The sequence below is a fragment of the Chromobacterium violaceum ATCC 12472 genome (assembly GCF_000007705.1).
In the GTDB taxonomy this organism is placed as follows: Bacteria; Pseudomonadota; Gammaproteobacteria; order Burkholderiales; family Chromobacteriaceae; genus Chromobacterium; species Chromobacterium violaceum.
Genome location: NC_005085.1, coordinates 4497413 through 4512010, shown reverse-complemented (window position 1 = coordinate 4512010; position 14598 = coordinate 4497413). Strand labels below are relative to the sequence as shown.

Here is a 14598-nt window from a genome sequence, read left to right as displayed (position 1 = left end):
ATGGGTCAGAAGATTCATCCGACGGGATTCCGTCTTGCCGTTAACAAAAACTGGTCTTCCAAGTGGTTCGCGTCCTCGCAGAACTTCCCGGAAATGCTGAAGCAGGATATCGAAGTTCGCGAATTCCTGAAGAAGCGTCTGGGTCACGCTTCGGTTGGCCGCGTAACCATCGAGCGTCCGGCCAAGTCCGCCCGCATCACCATTCACAGCGCCCGTCCGGGCGTCGTGATCGGCAAGAAGGGCGAAGACATTGAAGTTCTGAAGCAAGAACTGCAAAAGCGCCTGGGTGTGCCGGTTCACGTGAACATCGAAGAAGTTCGCAAGCCGGAACTGGACGCGCAAATCATCGCCGACGGCATCGCTTCCCAGCTGGAGAAGCGCGTGATGTTCCGTCGCGCCATGAAGCGCGCCATGCAGAACGCCATGCGTCTGGGTGCCGAAGGCATCAAGATCATGTCGTCCGGCCGTCTGAACGGCATCGACATCGCTCGCAGCGAATGGTACCGCGAAGGCCGCGTGCCGCTGCATACCCTGCGCGCCGATGTGGATTACGCTACCTCTGAAGCCAAGACCACCTACGGTATCATCGGCATCAAGGTATGGGTGTACAAGGGCGAGCTGAAGCCGGGCCAGGTTCAGGCGACTCCGGCTGCTCCCGAGAAGAAAATGAGAAAGGGTGCCCGCAATGCTGCAGCCAACTAGACTCAAGTACCGCAAACAGCACAAAGGCCGTAACACCGGTATCGCCACCCGTGGCAACAAGGTGAGCTTTGGCGATTTCGGTCTGAAGGCTATTGGTCGTGGTCGTCTGACCGCGCGTCAGATCGAAGCTGCGCGTCGTGCGATGACCCGTCACATCAAGCGTGGCGGCCGCATCTGGATCCGTATCTTCCCGGACAAGCCGATCACCTCCAAGCCTGCCGAAGTCCGTATGGGCGGGGGTAAGGGCTCTCCGGAGTACTACGTGGCTGAAATTCAGCCTGGCAAGATGCTGTATGAAATGGATGGCGTATCCGAGGAACTCGCTCGCGAAGCTTTCCGTCTGGCCGCAGCTAAGTTGCCGATCGCCACTGTGTTCGTAACCAAACAGGTAGGTCAGTAATGAAAGCGTCCGAACTGAAAGCCAAAACTGTTGACGAGCTGAAGGCGGAACTGCTGAGCCTGCTGAAGGCCCAGTTTGCGCTGCGCATGCAGCACGCTACTCAGCAACTCGCCAAGACCTCTGAACTGAAGAAAGTGCGTCGCGACATCGCTCGCGTGCGTACCGTTCTGAAAGAAAAGGCAGTTTAAGATGAGCGAAACCAAAGTAGTGCGTACGCTGACCGGCGTTGTGGTCAGCGACAAGATGGATAAGACTGTAACCGTTCTGGTCGAGCGCAAAGTCAAGCACCCGATCTACGGCAAGATTATCCGTCGCTCCAAGAAGTTCCACGCACACGACGAGAACAACGAGTTCAAGGCAGGCGACCTGGTGGTCATCAGCGAGTCCCGCCCGCTCTCGAAGACCAAGTCGTGGGTGGTAACTGGCCTGGTTGAGAAATCTCGTCAGGTATAAAGCTTGCAGAGGGCTGCGTCCCTCTGTATAATGGCCATCTCCTACGCGCTAACTGCGTAGGAGTTCCGCCCTTACGGGGTCCAAAACTGGCCGTTTGACACGCCACAGAATGTTCTGTGGCGTTTCCGCTGTTCGAGTCTGGCGACACATGCCCAGGCTAACGGCAGTGGAAAGTGACGGATAAAGTTGGATTAGAAAGGTAATCTCAAATGATCCAAATGCAGACCATGCTTGAGGTCGCTGACAACACTGGTGCACGTCATGTTCAGTGCATCAAAGTGCTGGGTGGCTCCAAGCGTCGCTATGCTAGCGTAGGTGACATCATCAAGGTGAGCATCAAGGATGCCGCTCCGCGTGGACGCGTCAAAAAAGGCGACGTATACAACGCGGTCGTGGTACGCACTGCCAAAGGCGTGCGCCGTCCGGATGGCTCTTTGATCAAGTTTGACAGCAATGCTGCTGTTCTGCTCAATAACAAGCTTGAGCCGATCGGCACTCGCATCTTCGGACCCGTTACGCGCGAACTGCGTACCGAGCGTTTCATGAAGATCGTATCGCTGGCTCCTGAAGTTCTGTAAGGAGAGGTCGCATGCGCAAGATTCGCAAGGGTGATGAAGTCGTAGTAATCACCGGCAAAGACAAGGGTAAGCGCGGCACCGTCCTGCGTGTTCTGGAAACCAAGCTGGTTGTGGAAGGCGTGAATGTCGCCAAGAAGCACCAGAAGCCGAACCCGGTACGTGGCGTAGCTGGCGGTATCGTCGAGAAGACCATGCCCATCGACGCTTCTAACGTCGCGATTTTCAATCCGGCAAGCCAAAAGGCTGACCGCGTAGGCTTCAAGGTTCTTGAAGACGGCCGCAAGGTGCGCGTGTTCAAGTCCAGCGGCGAAGTTATCGGCGCCTAAGGAGCAAACATGGCACGTCTCTACGATTTCTACAAAGACAGCGTAGTGCCGGAACTGATGAAACAGTTCGGCTACAAGTCGATCATGCAAGTTCCGCGTATCGAGAAGATCACCGTGAACATGGGCGTGGGTGAAGCCGTTGCCGACAAGAAGGTAATGGAATTCGCCGTGGGCGACCTGGAAAAGATCGCCGGCCAGAAGCCGGTCGTCACCACCGCTCGCAAGTCCATCGCAGGCTTCAAGATCCGCGACGACTATCCGGTTGGTTGCAAGGTGACTCTGCGTCGCGAACGCATGTACGAGTTCCTGGACCGCCTGGTTACCATCGCGCTGCCGCGCGTTCGTGACTTCCGTGGTGTGTCCGCCAAGTCCTTCGACGGCCGCGGCAACTACAACATGGGCGTCAAAGAACAGATCATCTTCCCGGAAATCGAGTACGACAAGATCGATGCTCTGCGTGGTATGAACATCACTATCACTACCTCGGCGAAGACTGACGAAGAGGCCCGCGCTCTGCTGGCCGCGTTCAAGTTCCCGTTCAAGGGTTAAGCACATGGCACGACTTGCACTGATCAACCGTGAAGAGAAGCGCGTCAAGCTGGCAGAGAAGTTTTCCGCCAAGCGTGAGGCCCTGATCGCCACCATCAACAACCAGAACCTCTCGGAAGAAGAGCGTTTTGCCGCCCGCCTGCAACTGCAGCAGCTGCCGCGCAACGCTTCTCCGGTTCGCCAGCGTCGTCGCTGCGCCGTGACCGGTCGTCCGCGTGGTGTGTTCCGCAAATTCGGTTTGGGTCGCAACAAGCTGCGTGAGATCGCCATGAAGGGTGAGATTCCGGGTGTTGTGAAGGCCAGCTGGTAATAGGAGACACATAGAATGAGCATGCACGATCCTATTTCCGATATGTTGACCCGCATCCGCAACGGCCAACACGCTTCCAAGGTCAAGGTTTCCATGCCTTCCTCGAAGCTGAAGATTGCGCTGGCGCAGGTGCTGAAAGAAGAAGGCTACATCGAAGACTTCGCCATCGCTGGCGAAGAGAAGAAGCCTGTTCTCGATATCCAGCTCAAGTACTACGCTGGCCGTCCGGTGATCGAGCGCATCGAGCGCGTATCCCGTCCTGGCCTGCGCGTGTACAAGGGCTCCACCGAAATCCCGAAGGTCATGAATGGTCTGGGCGTGGCGATCCTGTCCACCTCCAAGGGCGTGATGACCGATCGCAAAGCGCGCGCAGCCGGCATCGGCGGCGAACTGCTCTGCGTCGTGGCATAAGGGGGTCAAATGTCTCGCGTAGCTAAGAATCCGGTAGCCATCCCGGCTGGCGTCGAAGTGAAGTTCGGCGCTGCAGACGTGACTGTGAAGGGCGCCTTGGGCTCCCTGAGCACCGCGCTGTGCAACGACGTCGAAGTCAAGCTGGACAACGGCCAGCTGACCTTCGCCGCCAAGAACGACAGCAAGTTCGCGCGTGCCATGTCCGGCACCCTGCGTGCCCTGCTGAACAACATGGTTAACGGCGTATCCAAGGGCTTCGAGAAGAAGCTGCAGCTGGTCGGCGTGGGCTACCGTGCCCAGGCTCAAGGCGATACCCTGAACCTGTCTCTGGGTTTCTCGCACCCGGTGGCTCACAAGATGCCCGCTGGCATCAAGGTTGAGACTCCGACTCAGACCGAGATCCTGGTCAAGGGCGCTGACAAGCAGCTCGTGGGCCAGGTCGCTGCCGAAATCCGCGCTTACCGTTCGCCGGAGCCCTACAAGGGCAAGGGTGTTCGCTACGCCGATGAGGTTGTGGTTCTGAAAGAAACCAAGAAGAAGTAACTGAGGCACTGACATGGACAAGAAACAGACTCGACTCCGCCGCGCACGCAAAACCCGTGCCCGGATCGCGGAGCTCAAGATGGTGCGTCTCTCTGTACATCGCACCAACAGCCACATTTACGCCCAGATCATTGACGAGACCGGCAACAAGGTACTGGCCAGCGCTTCTTCGCTGGAAGCCGATGTCCGCTCCGCAATGGCCAATGGTGGCAACGTGGCGGCCGCAGCCGTGATCGGCAAGCGTATTGCCGAAAAGGCAAAGGCCGCTGGCATCGAGCAAGTCGCTTTCGATCGTTCCGGTTTCAAATACCACGGTCGCATGAAGGCACTGGCTGACGCCGCTCGCGAGCACGGCCTCGTATTCTAATTCGGAGTAAAGAATGGCTAAGCACGAAATGGAAGATCGCGGCGACGGTCTGGTCGAGAAAATGATCAGCGTCAACCGCGTCACCAAAGTGGTCAAGGGCGGCCGTATCATGGCTTTCTCGGCCCTGACCGTGGTTGGTGATGGCGACGGCGGTATCGGCATGGGTAAGGGCCGTTCCAAGGAAGTTCCGGTTGCCGTACAAAAGGCGATGGAACAAGCCCGCCACAACATGATGAAGATCAAGCTGTACAACGGCACCGTGAAGCACACCGTTGAAGGCCGTCATGGCGCCACCCGCGTCCTGATCCAACCGGCCAAGGACGGTACCGGCGTGAAAGCCGGCGGTCCGATGCGCGCGATCTTCGACGCAATGGGTATTCACAATGTTTCGGCCAAGATCCATGGCTCCACGAACCCGTACAACGTGGTGCGTGCGACCCTGGACGGCCTGAGCAAGATCAATACTCCTGCGCAAATCGCCGCCAAGCGCGGTCTGAGCATCGAGGACATCCTGGGGGTGGGTCATGAGTAACGCCAAGACTGTCAAGGTCACTCTGGTAAAGAGCCTGATCGGTCGCCTGGAGTCTCACAAGGCTTGCGCCCGTGGTCTGGGTCTGAAGAAGATCCGTCAGACTGTTGAAGTGCTCGATACCCCTGAAAACCGTGGCATGATCAACAAGATCAGCTACCTGCTCAAATTCGAGGGCTAAGAGATGCTGCTGAACACCGTACAACCGGGCGTCGGCGCCAAGCATGCCAAGCGCCGTGTCGGCCGTGGCATTGGTTCCGGCCTGGGCAAGACTTGCGGCCGCGGCCACAAGGGCCAGAAGAGCCGTGCCGGTGGTTTCCACAAGGTAGGCTTCGAAGGCGGTCAAATGCCGCTGCAACGTCGTCTGCCGAAGCGTGGCTTCAAGTCTCTGACGGCTCGCTTCGTATGCGAAGTTCGCCTGTCCGAACTGAACCTGCTGCCGGTCGACGAAATCGATCTGCTGGCTCTCAAGCAAGCCGGTCTGGTGGCTGCTCAGGCACAAGTTGCCAAGGTAGTCCTGTCCGGCAAGGTTGAGCGCGCGGTCAAACTGCGTGGTATCAGCGTTACCGCTGGCGCCCGCGCTGCCATCGAGGCTGCCGGCGGCAGCATTGAATAAGGCATAAATTTGTGGCGAATACTTCTCTAGTGGCCAATGCCAATAAGTTTGGTGATCTGAAGCGTCGTATCTGGTTCCTGATTGGCGCGCTGATCGTTTATCGCATCGGCGCCCATATTCCGGTTCCGGGTATCAACCCTGCCGAACTAGCGAAGTTGTTCCACACATCGCAGACGGGCCTGCTCGACATGTTCAACATGTTCTCGGGCGGCGCCCTCTCGAGGTTTACGGTATTTGCCCTGGGCATCATGCCGTACATCTCGGCTTCCATCATTCTGCAGCTTGCGGCCGAGGTTCTGCCCAGCCTGAAGCAGTTGAAGAAGGAAGGCGATGCGGGACGTCGCAAGATAACCCAGTACACGCGTTATGCCACCGTGGCGCTCGCAACTTTCCAAAGTTTCGGCATCGCGGTGATGTTGTACAAGCAGCCTAACCTGGTGATGACTGCTCAGTGGGAGTTTTATCTGACAACCGTGGTGTCTCTGGTCACCGGAACCATGTTCCTGATGTGGTTGGGCGAACAGATCACCGAGCGCGGTATCGGCAACGGTATCTCGCTGATCATCTGCGCGGGTATCGCCGCGGGTGTTCCGGCTGCGATCGGTAAAACCCTGACTCTGACCAGTCAGGGCTCCTTGCCCATTCTGTTTGCCATCCTGCTGTTTGTCGGTGTGATCCTGGTCACCTTCCTCGTTGTCTACGCCGAGCGCGGCCAACGCAAGGTGCTGGTGAACTACGCCAAGCGTCAGGTGGGCAATCGCGTCATGCAGGGCCAGAGCACGCATCTGCCGCTCAAGCTCAACATGGCAGGGGTGATTCCCCCGATCTTCGCCTCCAGCATCATCCTGTTCCCGGCCACCGTTCTCGGCTGGTTCGGCCAGGGCGAGCACATGGCTTGGTTGAAGGGCGTGGCCGACAAGCTGCACCCGGGTCAGCCGATCTATGTGCTGCTGTATGCGGCGGCGATCATCTTCTTCTGCTATTTCTACACGGCGTTGGTATTCAACCCCAAGGAAACGGCTGACAACCTGAAGAAGAGCGGGGCGTTCATCCCGGGCATCCGTCCAGGTGAGCAGACTTCTCGTTACATCGAGAAGATCATTCTGCGGCTGACGCTGATCGGTGCGATCTACATCACGCTGGTCTGCCTGCTGCCGGAATTCCTGATCCTGAAGTGGAACGTGCCGTTCTACTTCGGCGGTACGTCGCTGCTGATTATCGTGGTGGTGACGATGGACTTCATGGCGCAAGTGCAGTCCTATGTGTTGTCGCATCAATACGAGAGCTTGCTGAAGAAGGCCAACTTCAAAGGCAATGCCCTTACCCGCTGACACACGAGTTCACACTGGGTTATATGGCTAAGGAAGACACTATCCAGATGCAGGGCGAGGTCCTGGAAAATTTGCCCAGCGCAACTTTCAAGATCAAGCTCGAAAATGGACACGTGGTACTCGGGCATATCTCTGGGAAGATGCGGATGCACTACATCCGCATCCTGCCAGGCGACAAGGTGACTGTGGAGCTGACTCCATACGATCTGTCCCGGGCCCGCATTGTGTTCCGTGCGAAGTAACGCATTCGCTCTTTTTTGGATTTGAAAGGATCTGAACATGCGAGTACAGCCTTCTGTAAAGAAGATTTGCCGTAATTGCAAAATCATTCGTCGCAATCGCGTAGTTCGCGTGATCTGCACGGACCCGCGTCACAAGCAAAAACAGGGCTAACATTTGTTAGACCACGATTTGCGTGATACAATCGCAAACTTTTCAAGGTCTTAAGGCTTAAGGAAAGAGTATGGCCCGTATTGCAGGGGTAAACATCCCTAATCATGCGCATGCCGTTATCGGCCTGCAGGCAATTTTCGGCGTCGGTCAGACTCGCGCTCAGCAAATCTGTGCTGCAGCCAGCGTGAATCCCTCCACCAAGGTGAAGGATCTGACTGAAGCTGAAATGGAAGCTCTGCGTGATCAAGTCGCGAAGTTCACCGTTGAAGGTGACCTGCGCCGCGAAATCACCATGAGCATCAAGCGTCTGATGGACATGGGCTGCTACCGCGGCTTCCGCCATCGTCGCGGCTTGCCGTGCCGCGGTCAGCGCACTCGCACCAATGCTCGTACCCGCAAGGGTCCGCGCAAGGCGATCGCCGGCAAGAAGTAAACTAAGGAACACAGATAATGGCTAAAGCAAACACAGCTGTCCGTGTACGTAAAAAAGTGCGCAAGTCTGTTAGCGAAGGCATCGTGCACGTGCACGCTTCGTTCAACAACACCATCATCACTATCACCGACCGTCAAGGCAATGCACTGTCTTGGGCTACCTCTGGCGGCGCTGGTTTTAAGGGCTCGCGCAAGAGTACACCCTTTGCCGCTCAGGTAGCTGCAGAGCACGCTGGTAAAGTTGCCCAAGAATATGGTGTGAAGAACCTCGAAGTTCGTATCAAAGGCCCGGGCCCGGGTCGTGAATCCGCTGTTCGCGCACTCAACTCGCTGGGTTTCAAGATCACCAGCATCTCCGACGTGACGCCGGTACCGCACAACGGTTGCCGTCCGCCCAAAAAACGTCGTATCTAATTCGGAGAGTGTGAGAACATGGCACGTTATATTGGCCCGAAGTGTAAGCTCGCTCGTCGTGAAGGCACCGACCTTTTCCTGAAGAGCGCACGCCGTGCACTGGATTCCAAATGCAAACTGGATGCTGCTCCTGGTCAACATGGCGCCCGTCGCGGTCGCCTGTCGGACTACGGCGTCCAACTGCGTGAAAAGCAGAAAATCCGCCGCATCTACGGCGTACTCGAGCGTCAGTTCCGCAACTACTTTGCGGAAGCTGTTCGCCGCAAGGGCTCCACGGGTGAAAACCTGCTGAAGCTGCTTGAGTCCCGCCTGGACAACGTTGTATATCGCATGGGCTTTGGCTCCACTCGCGCCGAAGCGCGTCAGCTGGTCAGCCACAAGGCTATCGTTGTGAACGGCCAGGTTGTGAACATTCCGTCCTACCAGGTTAAAGCCGGTGACGTAGTGTCCGTCCGCGAAAAGGCTAAGAAACAGGCTCGCATCGTCGAAGGTCTGGCTCTGGCCGAGCAAGGCGGCTTCCCGTCTTGGGTGTCGGTTGACTCCAAGAAAATGGAAGGCACCTTCAAATCCGCTCCGGAACGTTCCGAACTGTCTAGCGATATCAACGAACAACTCGTTGTGGAATTCTACTCCAAGTAATCGCTAGCTCTTAGGGAATGACTATGCAAAACAGCGCTTCGGAATTTCTGAAACCTCGTCTGATCGACGTACAGCCGGTTTCCGCCACTCACGCTCGCGTGTCGATGGAGCCGTTCGAGCGCGGCTATGCCCATACCCTGGGCAATTCGCTGCGCCGTATCCTGCTGTCGTCGATGCCGGGCTATGCTCCGACCGAAGTGACTATCGCTGGCGTTTTGCATGAGTATTCCGCGCTTGATGGCGTGCGCGAGGATGTCGTCGACATCCTCCTCAACCTCAAGGGCGTAGTGCTTAAGCTGCATGGTCGCGACAGTGTCGTGCTGACCTTGAAAAAGGAAGGCGAGGGCGCTGTCTTGGCTAGCGATATCGAGCTGCCGCATGATGTGGAAGTGATCAATCCGGAACACGTGATTTGTCACATCTCCTCCGGCGGCAAGATCGACATGGAGGTCAAGGTGGAGAAGGGCCGCGGCTATCAGCCGGTGTCCGCTCGCACCAGCCATGACGACAACCGTTCCATCGGTACCATCCAACTGGACGCTTCCTTCTCGCCGGTCCGCCGCGTGAGCTTCGCTGTGGAAAGCGCCCGCGTGGAACAGCGTACCGACCTCGACCGCCTGGTTCTCGATATCGAGACCAACGGCGTGATCGAGCCGGAGCAGGCTGTGCGCAACGCAGCCCGCATCCTGATGGATCAGCTGTCGATCTTTGCCGACCTCCAGGGCACAGCGGTTGAAGAAGTCGTTGAAAAGGCGCCGCCGATCGATCCGATCCTGCTGCGTCCGGTAGACGATCTTGAACTGACGGTCCGTTCGGCCAACTGCCTGAAAGCAGAGAACATTTATTACATCGGCGATCTGATCCAGCGCACCGAAACCGAGCTTCTGAAGACTCCGAACCTCGGCCGCAAGTCGCTGAACGAGATCAAGGAAGTTCTCGCTTCCAAGGGCCTGACTCTCGGCATGAAGCTCGAGAATTGGCCTCCGGCTGGTCTGGAAAAGCCGTAAGTTTGAGACTAAAGGACATTAACAATGCGTCATCGTTACAGTAATCGTAAACTGAACCGCACGACCAGCCATCGTCTGGCGATGCTGCGCAACATGGCCAACTCGCTGCTGAAGCACGAAGTTATCGTGACCACGCTGCCGAAGGCCAAGGAACTGCGTCGTGTGGCCGAGCCGCTCATCACGCTCGGCAAAAAGCCGTCCCTCGCCAACCGTCGTCTGGCGTTCGACCGCACCCGTGACCGCGAAATCGTGGTTAAACTCTTTGACGTGCTCGGCGCGCGCTACGCTACCCGCAACGGCGGCTACGTGCGCATCCTGAAGTACGGTTTCCGCAAGGGCGACAACGCCCCGATGGCTCTGGTAGAGCTGGTGGACCGTCCGGAAGATGCCGTTGCAGTTGAAGACAACTCCGCCGAGTAATCGACGCAGTTGAAAGAAAAAGCCAGCTCTCAGGAGCTGGCTTTTTTCATGTCTTGAACAGCCGGGTTGGCGTTGGCGAACCCGGCTTCGCCGCATCTAGAAGATGGAGAGCCCGGTGCGCGTGGTGAAGCGATCCAACGCCTCCAGGCCCAGCACCGAGTTGCCGCGCGCGTCCAGTTGCGGGCTCCACGCGGCGATGGCCATCTTGCCGGGAATCACCGCCAGCAGGCCGCCGCCGACGCCGCTCTTCACCGGCAGGCCGACGCGGTAGGCGAATTCGCCGGCGGCGTCATAGGTGCCGCAGGTCAGCATGACGGCGTTCACCTGTTTGGCCTGGCTGCGGCTCAGGTACTGTGTTCCGGTTTGAGGCGACAGGCCGTGATTGGCTAGGAACAGGCCGGCGCGGGCCAGTTCGCGGCAGCTCATCGCGATGCTGCAGTTGTGAAAATACTGGTCCAGCACGGTTTCCACCGGGTGGCCGAGGTTGCCGTAGCTCTTCATGAAATGGGCGAGCGCCGCGTTGCGGTCGCCGTGCGCGCGTTCGGAAGCGGCGATGGCTTGGTCGGCCATCAGGCCGGCGTTGCCGGTCTCTTCGCGCAGCCAGGCCAGCAGCCGGGCGTGGGCATCGCCGAAATGGCCGATCGCGCGGTCGGTGACGACCAGGGCGCCGGCGTTGATGAAGGGATTGCGCGGGATGCCGTGCTCGTACTCCAGCTGCACCAGCGAGTTGAACGGGTTGCCGGAAGGCTCCTTGCCGACGTGGCGCCACAGTTGCTCGCCGTCGGCCTGCAGCGTCAGCGCCAGCATGAAGGCCTTGCTGATGCTCTGGATGGAGAAGGGAGTGTCGGCATCGCCGCAGGCGTGTTCGCGGCCGTCCAGCGTGTGGATGGCGATGCCGAACTGATGCGGCGGCACCGAGGCCAGCGCCGGGATGTAGTCGGCCACCCGGCCCTGGTCGTAGAAAGGCAGCACTTGCTGCCGGATATCTTCAATGAGCGCTTGCAGATTCATTCAGCGATTGTAAGCATGCGCGGCGGGGGCAGTCTAGAAGCTGTAGCGCTGCTCCAGCACTTCGACCGGCGCGCCCAGCTCCAGCACGCCCTCGTTGCGAGCGCGCAAATTCATGCCGAAACAGACGCCGGCGTCCAGCATCCGGGTCCGGATCAGGGTTTGCAGCGGTTCGCCGTCGGCGCGCTTCTCGCCCAGCTCGGGATCCACGGTGGTCAGCACGCAGCGCACGCAGGGTTTCACCACGTCGAACTCCACGTCGCCGATGCGGATCACCTGCCATTCGTCCTCTTCCCACGGATAGGCGCCGGAGACGACGAGATTGGGCCGGAAGTGCCGCAGGGTGACGGGCGCGGCCAGCTGGCGGTTCAGATCGTCAAGGGAGGCCTGGCTGGCCAGCAGGAAGGGATAGCCGTCGGCGAAGCTCATTGTTTCCGGGCCGCCCTTGAAGGGCCGGTTGGATTGCGCGCCCAGCCACAGCAGCCGGCAGTCGCAGCCGAGGATGTCGGCGAACCAGGCATCGACGCGTTCGTCGCCGTGCCAGGCCTGGAAACCGTCCTTCCATACCTGGGCCGGATGAGGACGGGTGTAGGCGGTGGCCATCGCGAAGATGGGCGCCTTGCCGGAATGGTGGAGCAGCGCGCCGCCGGGAAGCAGCTCCACGCGGATGGTCACCAGTTTGGGGTGCGCGCGCGCGGTGATCTGCTGGCCATCCGGGCTGACCAGCAGCCATTCCCTGTCGTGCAGCAGGCCCAGCTTGCCGGCGTAGGCGCGGTCGAAGGCGATGCCGCGGCACGACTTCACCGGATGGACGAACATGGCGCTCAATTGCATGGGATTCTCCGCTTTCGTATTGGCGGCATGCTAGCACGGGATGGGCATGTGCGAGGCGAACGGCGACATTTTGAAGTAGCTCAGTGGAATGCTTCAAGCGAATTGTAACGCGGCCATTGCATATCTGTGATGGGACATTTACATTGGGATGCCATGGACGCGTTGTCTGACTGTCGTGCGATAGGCTGGGCAAAGCGCGAAGTCGCTACTTCATGCCATGCGGTATGGCTTTGGCAAGTTTTGTAAAATGGGAATTAACCGTTGAGCTTTGTGGCGATACGGACTAAACCGGAGTAACGGCTGCAAATAACAGCGCCCGACGCCGCGGCAATCGCGGTCGAGACGGCCTTGCATGTGATTGGGGATGAGGAGGAAGTGTAATGCGCTCTTTGCGTGTCAAGCTGATTGCGTTTATAGCCCTGCTGCTGGTTGTGCTGGGCCTGGTGATTACGGTGCTGGTTTACACCCAGATGCGTAATGAGATCGTCCGCGGCGTGGACAACGAGCTTGGCGGCACCTCCAAGGGCTATTCGGCCCTGGTGAGCAGCTGGTACAAGAGCAAGGTGGGCGTGGTGATCGCGGCGAATCCGCTGGTCGGCACGCCGGACCCCCGCCAGACGCTGGCGCGGCTTAGCCAGGCCGGCGGTTTCGACATGACCTATATCGGCACCGCCGAGCACGTGATGATACGTTCGGACATGAAGCCGCAGCCGCAAGGCTACGACCCGGTCGCGCGGCCCTGGTACCAGCAGGCGGCGGCCAGCGGCAATCCGGGCGTGTCCGACCCCTATGTCGATTTCGACACCAAGAAGCTGGTGGTGACCTTCGTGTCCCCGGTGAAAGACGGCAGCGCGCTGAAGGCCGTGGTCGGCGGCGACATCTTCATCGACGACCTGGTCAAGACCGTGTTGTCGGTGAAGCTGCGCGGCAACGGCTACGCCTTCCTGGTCGACAAGGGCGGCAAGGTAATCGCCCACCCTGACGCCAGCCTGACCCTGAAGCCGCTGTCCGAGAAGGTGCCTGAGTTGACGGCGGACCGGCTGGGCAAACTGGCGGCGGACACCACGATGCAGGAGGTCAGCATCGGGGGCGAGAGCAAGCTGATCGAGGTGCAGCCGGTGGAGGGCACCAACTGGCTGCTGGGCGTGGTGACCGACGAGTCGGTGGTCACCGGTCCGCTGAACACCCTGCTGCTGACCGTGGTGGGCATCGGCGCGCTGTGCGTGGTGATCCTGATCCCGGTGGCCAGCCTGCTGCTGAGCAGGATGCTGGCCGGCCTGGGCCGCCTGCGCAATGCCATGCTGGAAATTTCCCAGGGCGAGGGCGACCTGACGCGCCGCATCCAGGTGACTGGTCAGGACGAGATCGCCGAGACCGCCACCGCTTTCAACCGCTTCATCGGCCAGCTGCAAAAGATGTTCATCGCGGTGAAGGAGGAGGCGGAGCGCGTCACCGGCGGCGTGGAGAGCGTGACCGACACCGTGGACAAGGTGGCGCACGATTCGCGCCAGATTTCCGATGTGTCCAGCTCCAACGCGGCCACGCTTGAGGAGATCACCGTCAGCATCTCGCACATCGCCGACGCCGCGCGCGAGGCCGATGGCCTGGTCAATCACACCGGCCAGGTGTCCAGCGAAAGCGCGCACGGCATGCAGCAGATCTCGCAGGAGATGAACAGCACCGTCGACGCGGTGAAGGGGCTGTCCGCGATGCTGTCCTCGCTTGACCAGCGTTCGCAGCAGATCAGCGGCATCACCAATGTGATCAAGGACATCGCCGACCAGACCAATCTGTTGGCGCTGAACGCCGCGATCGAGGCGGCGCGCGCCGGCGAGATGGGACGCGGCTTCGCGGTGGTGGCCGACGAGGTGCGCAAGCTGGCCGAGCGCACCGGCCAGGCGACGGTAGAGATCTCGGGCATGGTCAGCACCATACGCGAGGAAACCAGCCAGGCGGTCAGCAATATGCAGCGCACGGTGAGTTCGGTTGACGGCGGCGTGGAGCTGACGCTGGGCGCGGTGCAGCGCATCGAGCAGATCCAGCAGGCGATGCAGGAAGTGATGGCCAAGATGAACGAGATCACGCTGTCCACCAGCGAGCAGCACAAGGCCACCACGATGATCGCCCAGAGCACCGAGCAGATCAACGGCCGCATCGTCGACAGCGACGACGCGCTGCAAACCGTGCGCGACACGTTGTCGGAGCTGTCGCAGTCGGCGACCAGCATGCGCCAGCTGTTTTCCAGCTTCCGCGTCTGATCGGCGCCCATCCCAAGCCCGGCATGTCCGGGCTTTTTCACGCCTGTCGCGGATGCTTGATCTGGATCGGCAAAACGG

Annotated in this window: 25 protein-coding genes; 23 read left to right on the top strand and 2 right to left on the bottom strand. The window is 59.3% G+C overall.

Going from position 1 to position 14598, the window contains the following annotated elements:
- The 22 genes from rpsC (at position 1) to rplQ (ending at position 10420) form a co-directional block, all read left to right on the top strand.
- The gene (gene rpsC / locus CV_RS20700) at positions 1-702 is read left to right on the top strand and encodes a 30S ribosomal protein S3 (protein ID WP_011137727.1); all 702 of its coding nucleotides are present in this window, start codon (positions 1-3) and stop codon (positions 700-702) included.
- Positions 686-1102, top strand: a complete 417-nt coding sequence (gene rplP, locus CV_RS20695; RefSeq protein ID WP_011137726.1) for a 50S ribosomal protein L16 — start codon at positions 686-688, stop codon at positions 1100-1102. Before rpsC ends, rplP begins: the two co-directional genes overlap by 17 nt.
- On the top strand, positions 1102-1290 hold the full coding sequence (gene rpmC / locus CV_RS20690; protein WP_011137725.1) for a 50S ribosomal protein L29: 189 nt from the start codon (positions 1102-1104) through the stop codon (positions 1288-1290). The genes rplP and rpmC overlap by 1 nt, the downstream gene beginning before the upstream one ends.
- Before the next feature lies 1 nt (position 1291).
- The gene (gene rpsQ / locus CV_RS20685; protein WP_011137724.1) at positions 1292-1555 is read left to right on the top strand and encodes a 30S ribosomal protein S17; all 264 of its coding nucleotides are present in this window, start codon (positions 1292-1294) and stop codon (positions 1553-1555) included.
- 209 nt (positions 1556-1764) lie between these two features.
- Positions 1765-2133: a 50S ribosomal protein L14 gene (rplN, locus tag CV_RS20680; RefSeq protein ID WP_011137723.1), complete on the top strand. Its 369-nt coding sequence runs from the start codon at positions 1765-1767 to the stop codon at positions 2131-2133.
- 11 nt (positions 2134-2144) lie between these two features.
- Positions 2145-2459, top strand: a complete 315-nt coding sequence (gene rplX, locus CV_RS20675) for a 50S ribosomal protein L24 (protein WP_011137722.1) — start codon at positions 2145-2147, stop codon at positions 2457-2459.
- A 9-nt stretch (positions 2460-2468) separates the two neighbouring features.
- Complete coding sequence (gene rplE / locus CV_RS20670; RefSeq protein WP_011137721.1) at positions 2469-3008, top strand: 50S ribosomal protein L5; 540 nt, start codon at positions 2469-2471, stop codon at positions 3006-3008.
- A 4-nt stretch (positions 3009-3012) separates the two neighbouring features.
- A complete protein-coding gene (gene rpsN, locus CV_RS20665; RefSeq protein WP_011137720.1) occupies positions 3013-3318 on the top strand; it encodes a 30S ribosomal protein S14 in 306 nt (101 codons plus the stop codon).
- A gap of 15 nt (positions 3319-3333) precedes the next feature.
- A complete protein-coding gene (gene rpsH, locus CV_RS20660) occupies positions 3334-3729 on the top strand; it encodes a 30S ribosomal protein S8 (RefSeq protein WP_011137719.1) in 396 nt (131 codons plus the stop codon).
- A 9-nt stretch (positions 3730-3738) separates the two neighbouring features.
- Positions 3739-4272: a 50S ribosomal protein L6 gene (rplF, locus tag CV_RS20655; RefSeq protein ID WP_011137718.1), complete on the top strand. Its 534-nt coding sequence runs from the start codon at positions 3739-3741 to the stop codon at positions 4270-4272.
- 13 nt (positions 4273-4285) lie between these two features.
- A complete protein-coding gene (rplR, locus tag CV_RS20650; protein ID WP_011137717.1) occupies positions 4286-4639 on the top strand; it encodes a 50S ribosomal protein L18 in 354 nt (117 codons plus the stop codon).
- A gap of 13 nt (positions 4640-4652) precedes the next feature.
- Positions 4653-5171, top strand: a complete 519-nt coding sequence (gene rpsE / locus CV_RS20645) for a 30S ribosomal protein S5 (RefSeq protein ID WP_011137716.1) — start codon at positions 4653-4655, stop codon at positions 5169-5171.
- Positions 5164-5349: a 50S ribosomal protein L30 gene (gene rpmD, locus CV_RS20640; RefSeq protein WP_011137715.1), complete on the top strand. Its 186-nt coding sequence runs from the start codon at positions 5164-5166 to the stop codon at positions 5347-5349. Before rpsE ends, rpmD begins: the two co-directional genes overlap by 8 nt.
- A 3-nt stretch (positions 5350-5352) precedes the next feature.
- On the top strand, positions 5353-5784 hold the full coding sequence (gene rplO, locus CV_RS20635) for a 50S ribosomal protein L15 (protein WP_011137714.1): 432 nt from the start codon (positions 5353-5355) through the stop codon (positions 5782-5784).
- Between the two features lie 11 nt (positions 5785-5795).
- Positions 5796-7115 (top strand): preprotein translocase subunit SecY, encoded by a 1320-nt coding sequence (gene secY / locus CV_RS20630; RefSeq protein WP_011137713.1) that lies wholly within the window; start codon positions 5796-5798, stop codon positions 7113-7115.
- A gap of 23 nt (positions 7116-7138) precedes the next feature.
- Positions 7139-7357: a translation initiation factor IF-1 gene (gene infA, locus CV_RS20625; protein WP_011137712.1), complete on the top strand. Its 219-nt coding sequence runs from the start codon at positions 7139-7141 to the stop codon at positions 7355-7357.
- A gap of 37 nt (positions 7358-7394) precedes the next feature.
- Entirely contained in the window at positions 7395-7508 is a 114-nt protein-coding gene (rpmJ, locus tag CV_RS23155; RefSeq protein WP_011137711.1) for a 50S ribosomal protein L36, read from the top strand.
- Between the two features lie 70 nt (positions 7509-7578).
- Complete coding sequence (rpsM, locus tag CV_RS20620; RefSeq protein WP_011137710.1) at positions 7579-7941, top strand: 30S ribosomal protein S13; 363 nt, start codon at positions 7579-7581, stop codon at positions 7939-7941.
- Positions 7942-7958: 17 nt separating this feature from the next.
- A complete protein-coding gene (gene rpsK / locus CV_RS20615; RefSeq protein WP_011137709.1) occupies positions 7959-8354 on the top strand; it encodes a 30S ribosomal protein S11 in 396 nt (131 codons plus the stop codon).
- 18 nt (positions 8355-8372) lie between these two features.
- Complete coding sequence (gene rpsD, locus CV_RS20610; protein ID WP_011137708.1) at positions 8373-8993, top strand: 30S ribosomal protein S4; 621 nt, start codon at positions 8373-8375, stop codon at positions 8991-8993.
- A 23-nt stretch (positions 8994-9016) separates the two neighbouring features.
- A complete protein-coding gene (locus tag CV_RS20605) occupies positions 9017-10000 on the top strand; it encodes a DNA-directed RNA polymerase subunit alpha (protein WP_011137707.1) in 984 nt (327 codons plus the stop codon).
- 24 nt (positions 10001-10024) lie between these two features.
- The gene (rplQ, locus tag CV_RS20600; RefSeq protein WP_011137706.1) at positions 10025-10420 is read left to right on the top strand and encodes a 50S ribosomal protein L17; all 396 of its coding nucleotides are present in this window, start codon (positions 10025-10027) and stop codon (positions 10418-10420) included.
- A gap of 96 nt (positions 10421-10516) precedes the next feature.
- Here rplQ and CV_RS20595 read toward each other — a convergent pair whose 3' ends face one another.
- Together CV_RS20595 and CV_RS20590 are read right to left on the bottom strand one after the other, a co-directional pair.
- Positions 10517-11431, bottom strand: coding sequence for a glutaminase (locus CV_RS20595; RefSeq protein ID WP_011137705.1), 915 nt, complete (start codon positions 11429-11431; stop codon positions 10517-10519).
- 33 nt (positions 11432-11464) lie between these two features.
- Positions 11465-12262, bottom strand: a complete 798-nt coding sequence (locus CV_RS20590) for an MOSC domain-containing protein (protein ID WP_011137704.1) — start codon at positions 12260-12262, stop codon at positions 11465-11467.
- A 380-nt stretch (positions 12263-12642) separates the two neighbouring features.
- On the opposite strand from CV_RS20590, the gene CV_RS20585 reads away from it, so the two are divergent.
- Complete coding sequence (locus CV_RS20585; protein ID WP_011137703.1) at positions 12643-14520, top strand: methyl-accepting chemotaxis protein; 1878 nt, start codon at positions 12643-12645, stop codon at positions 14518-14520.
- Positions 14521-14598 lie beyond the last annotated feature (78 nt).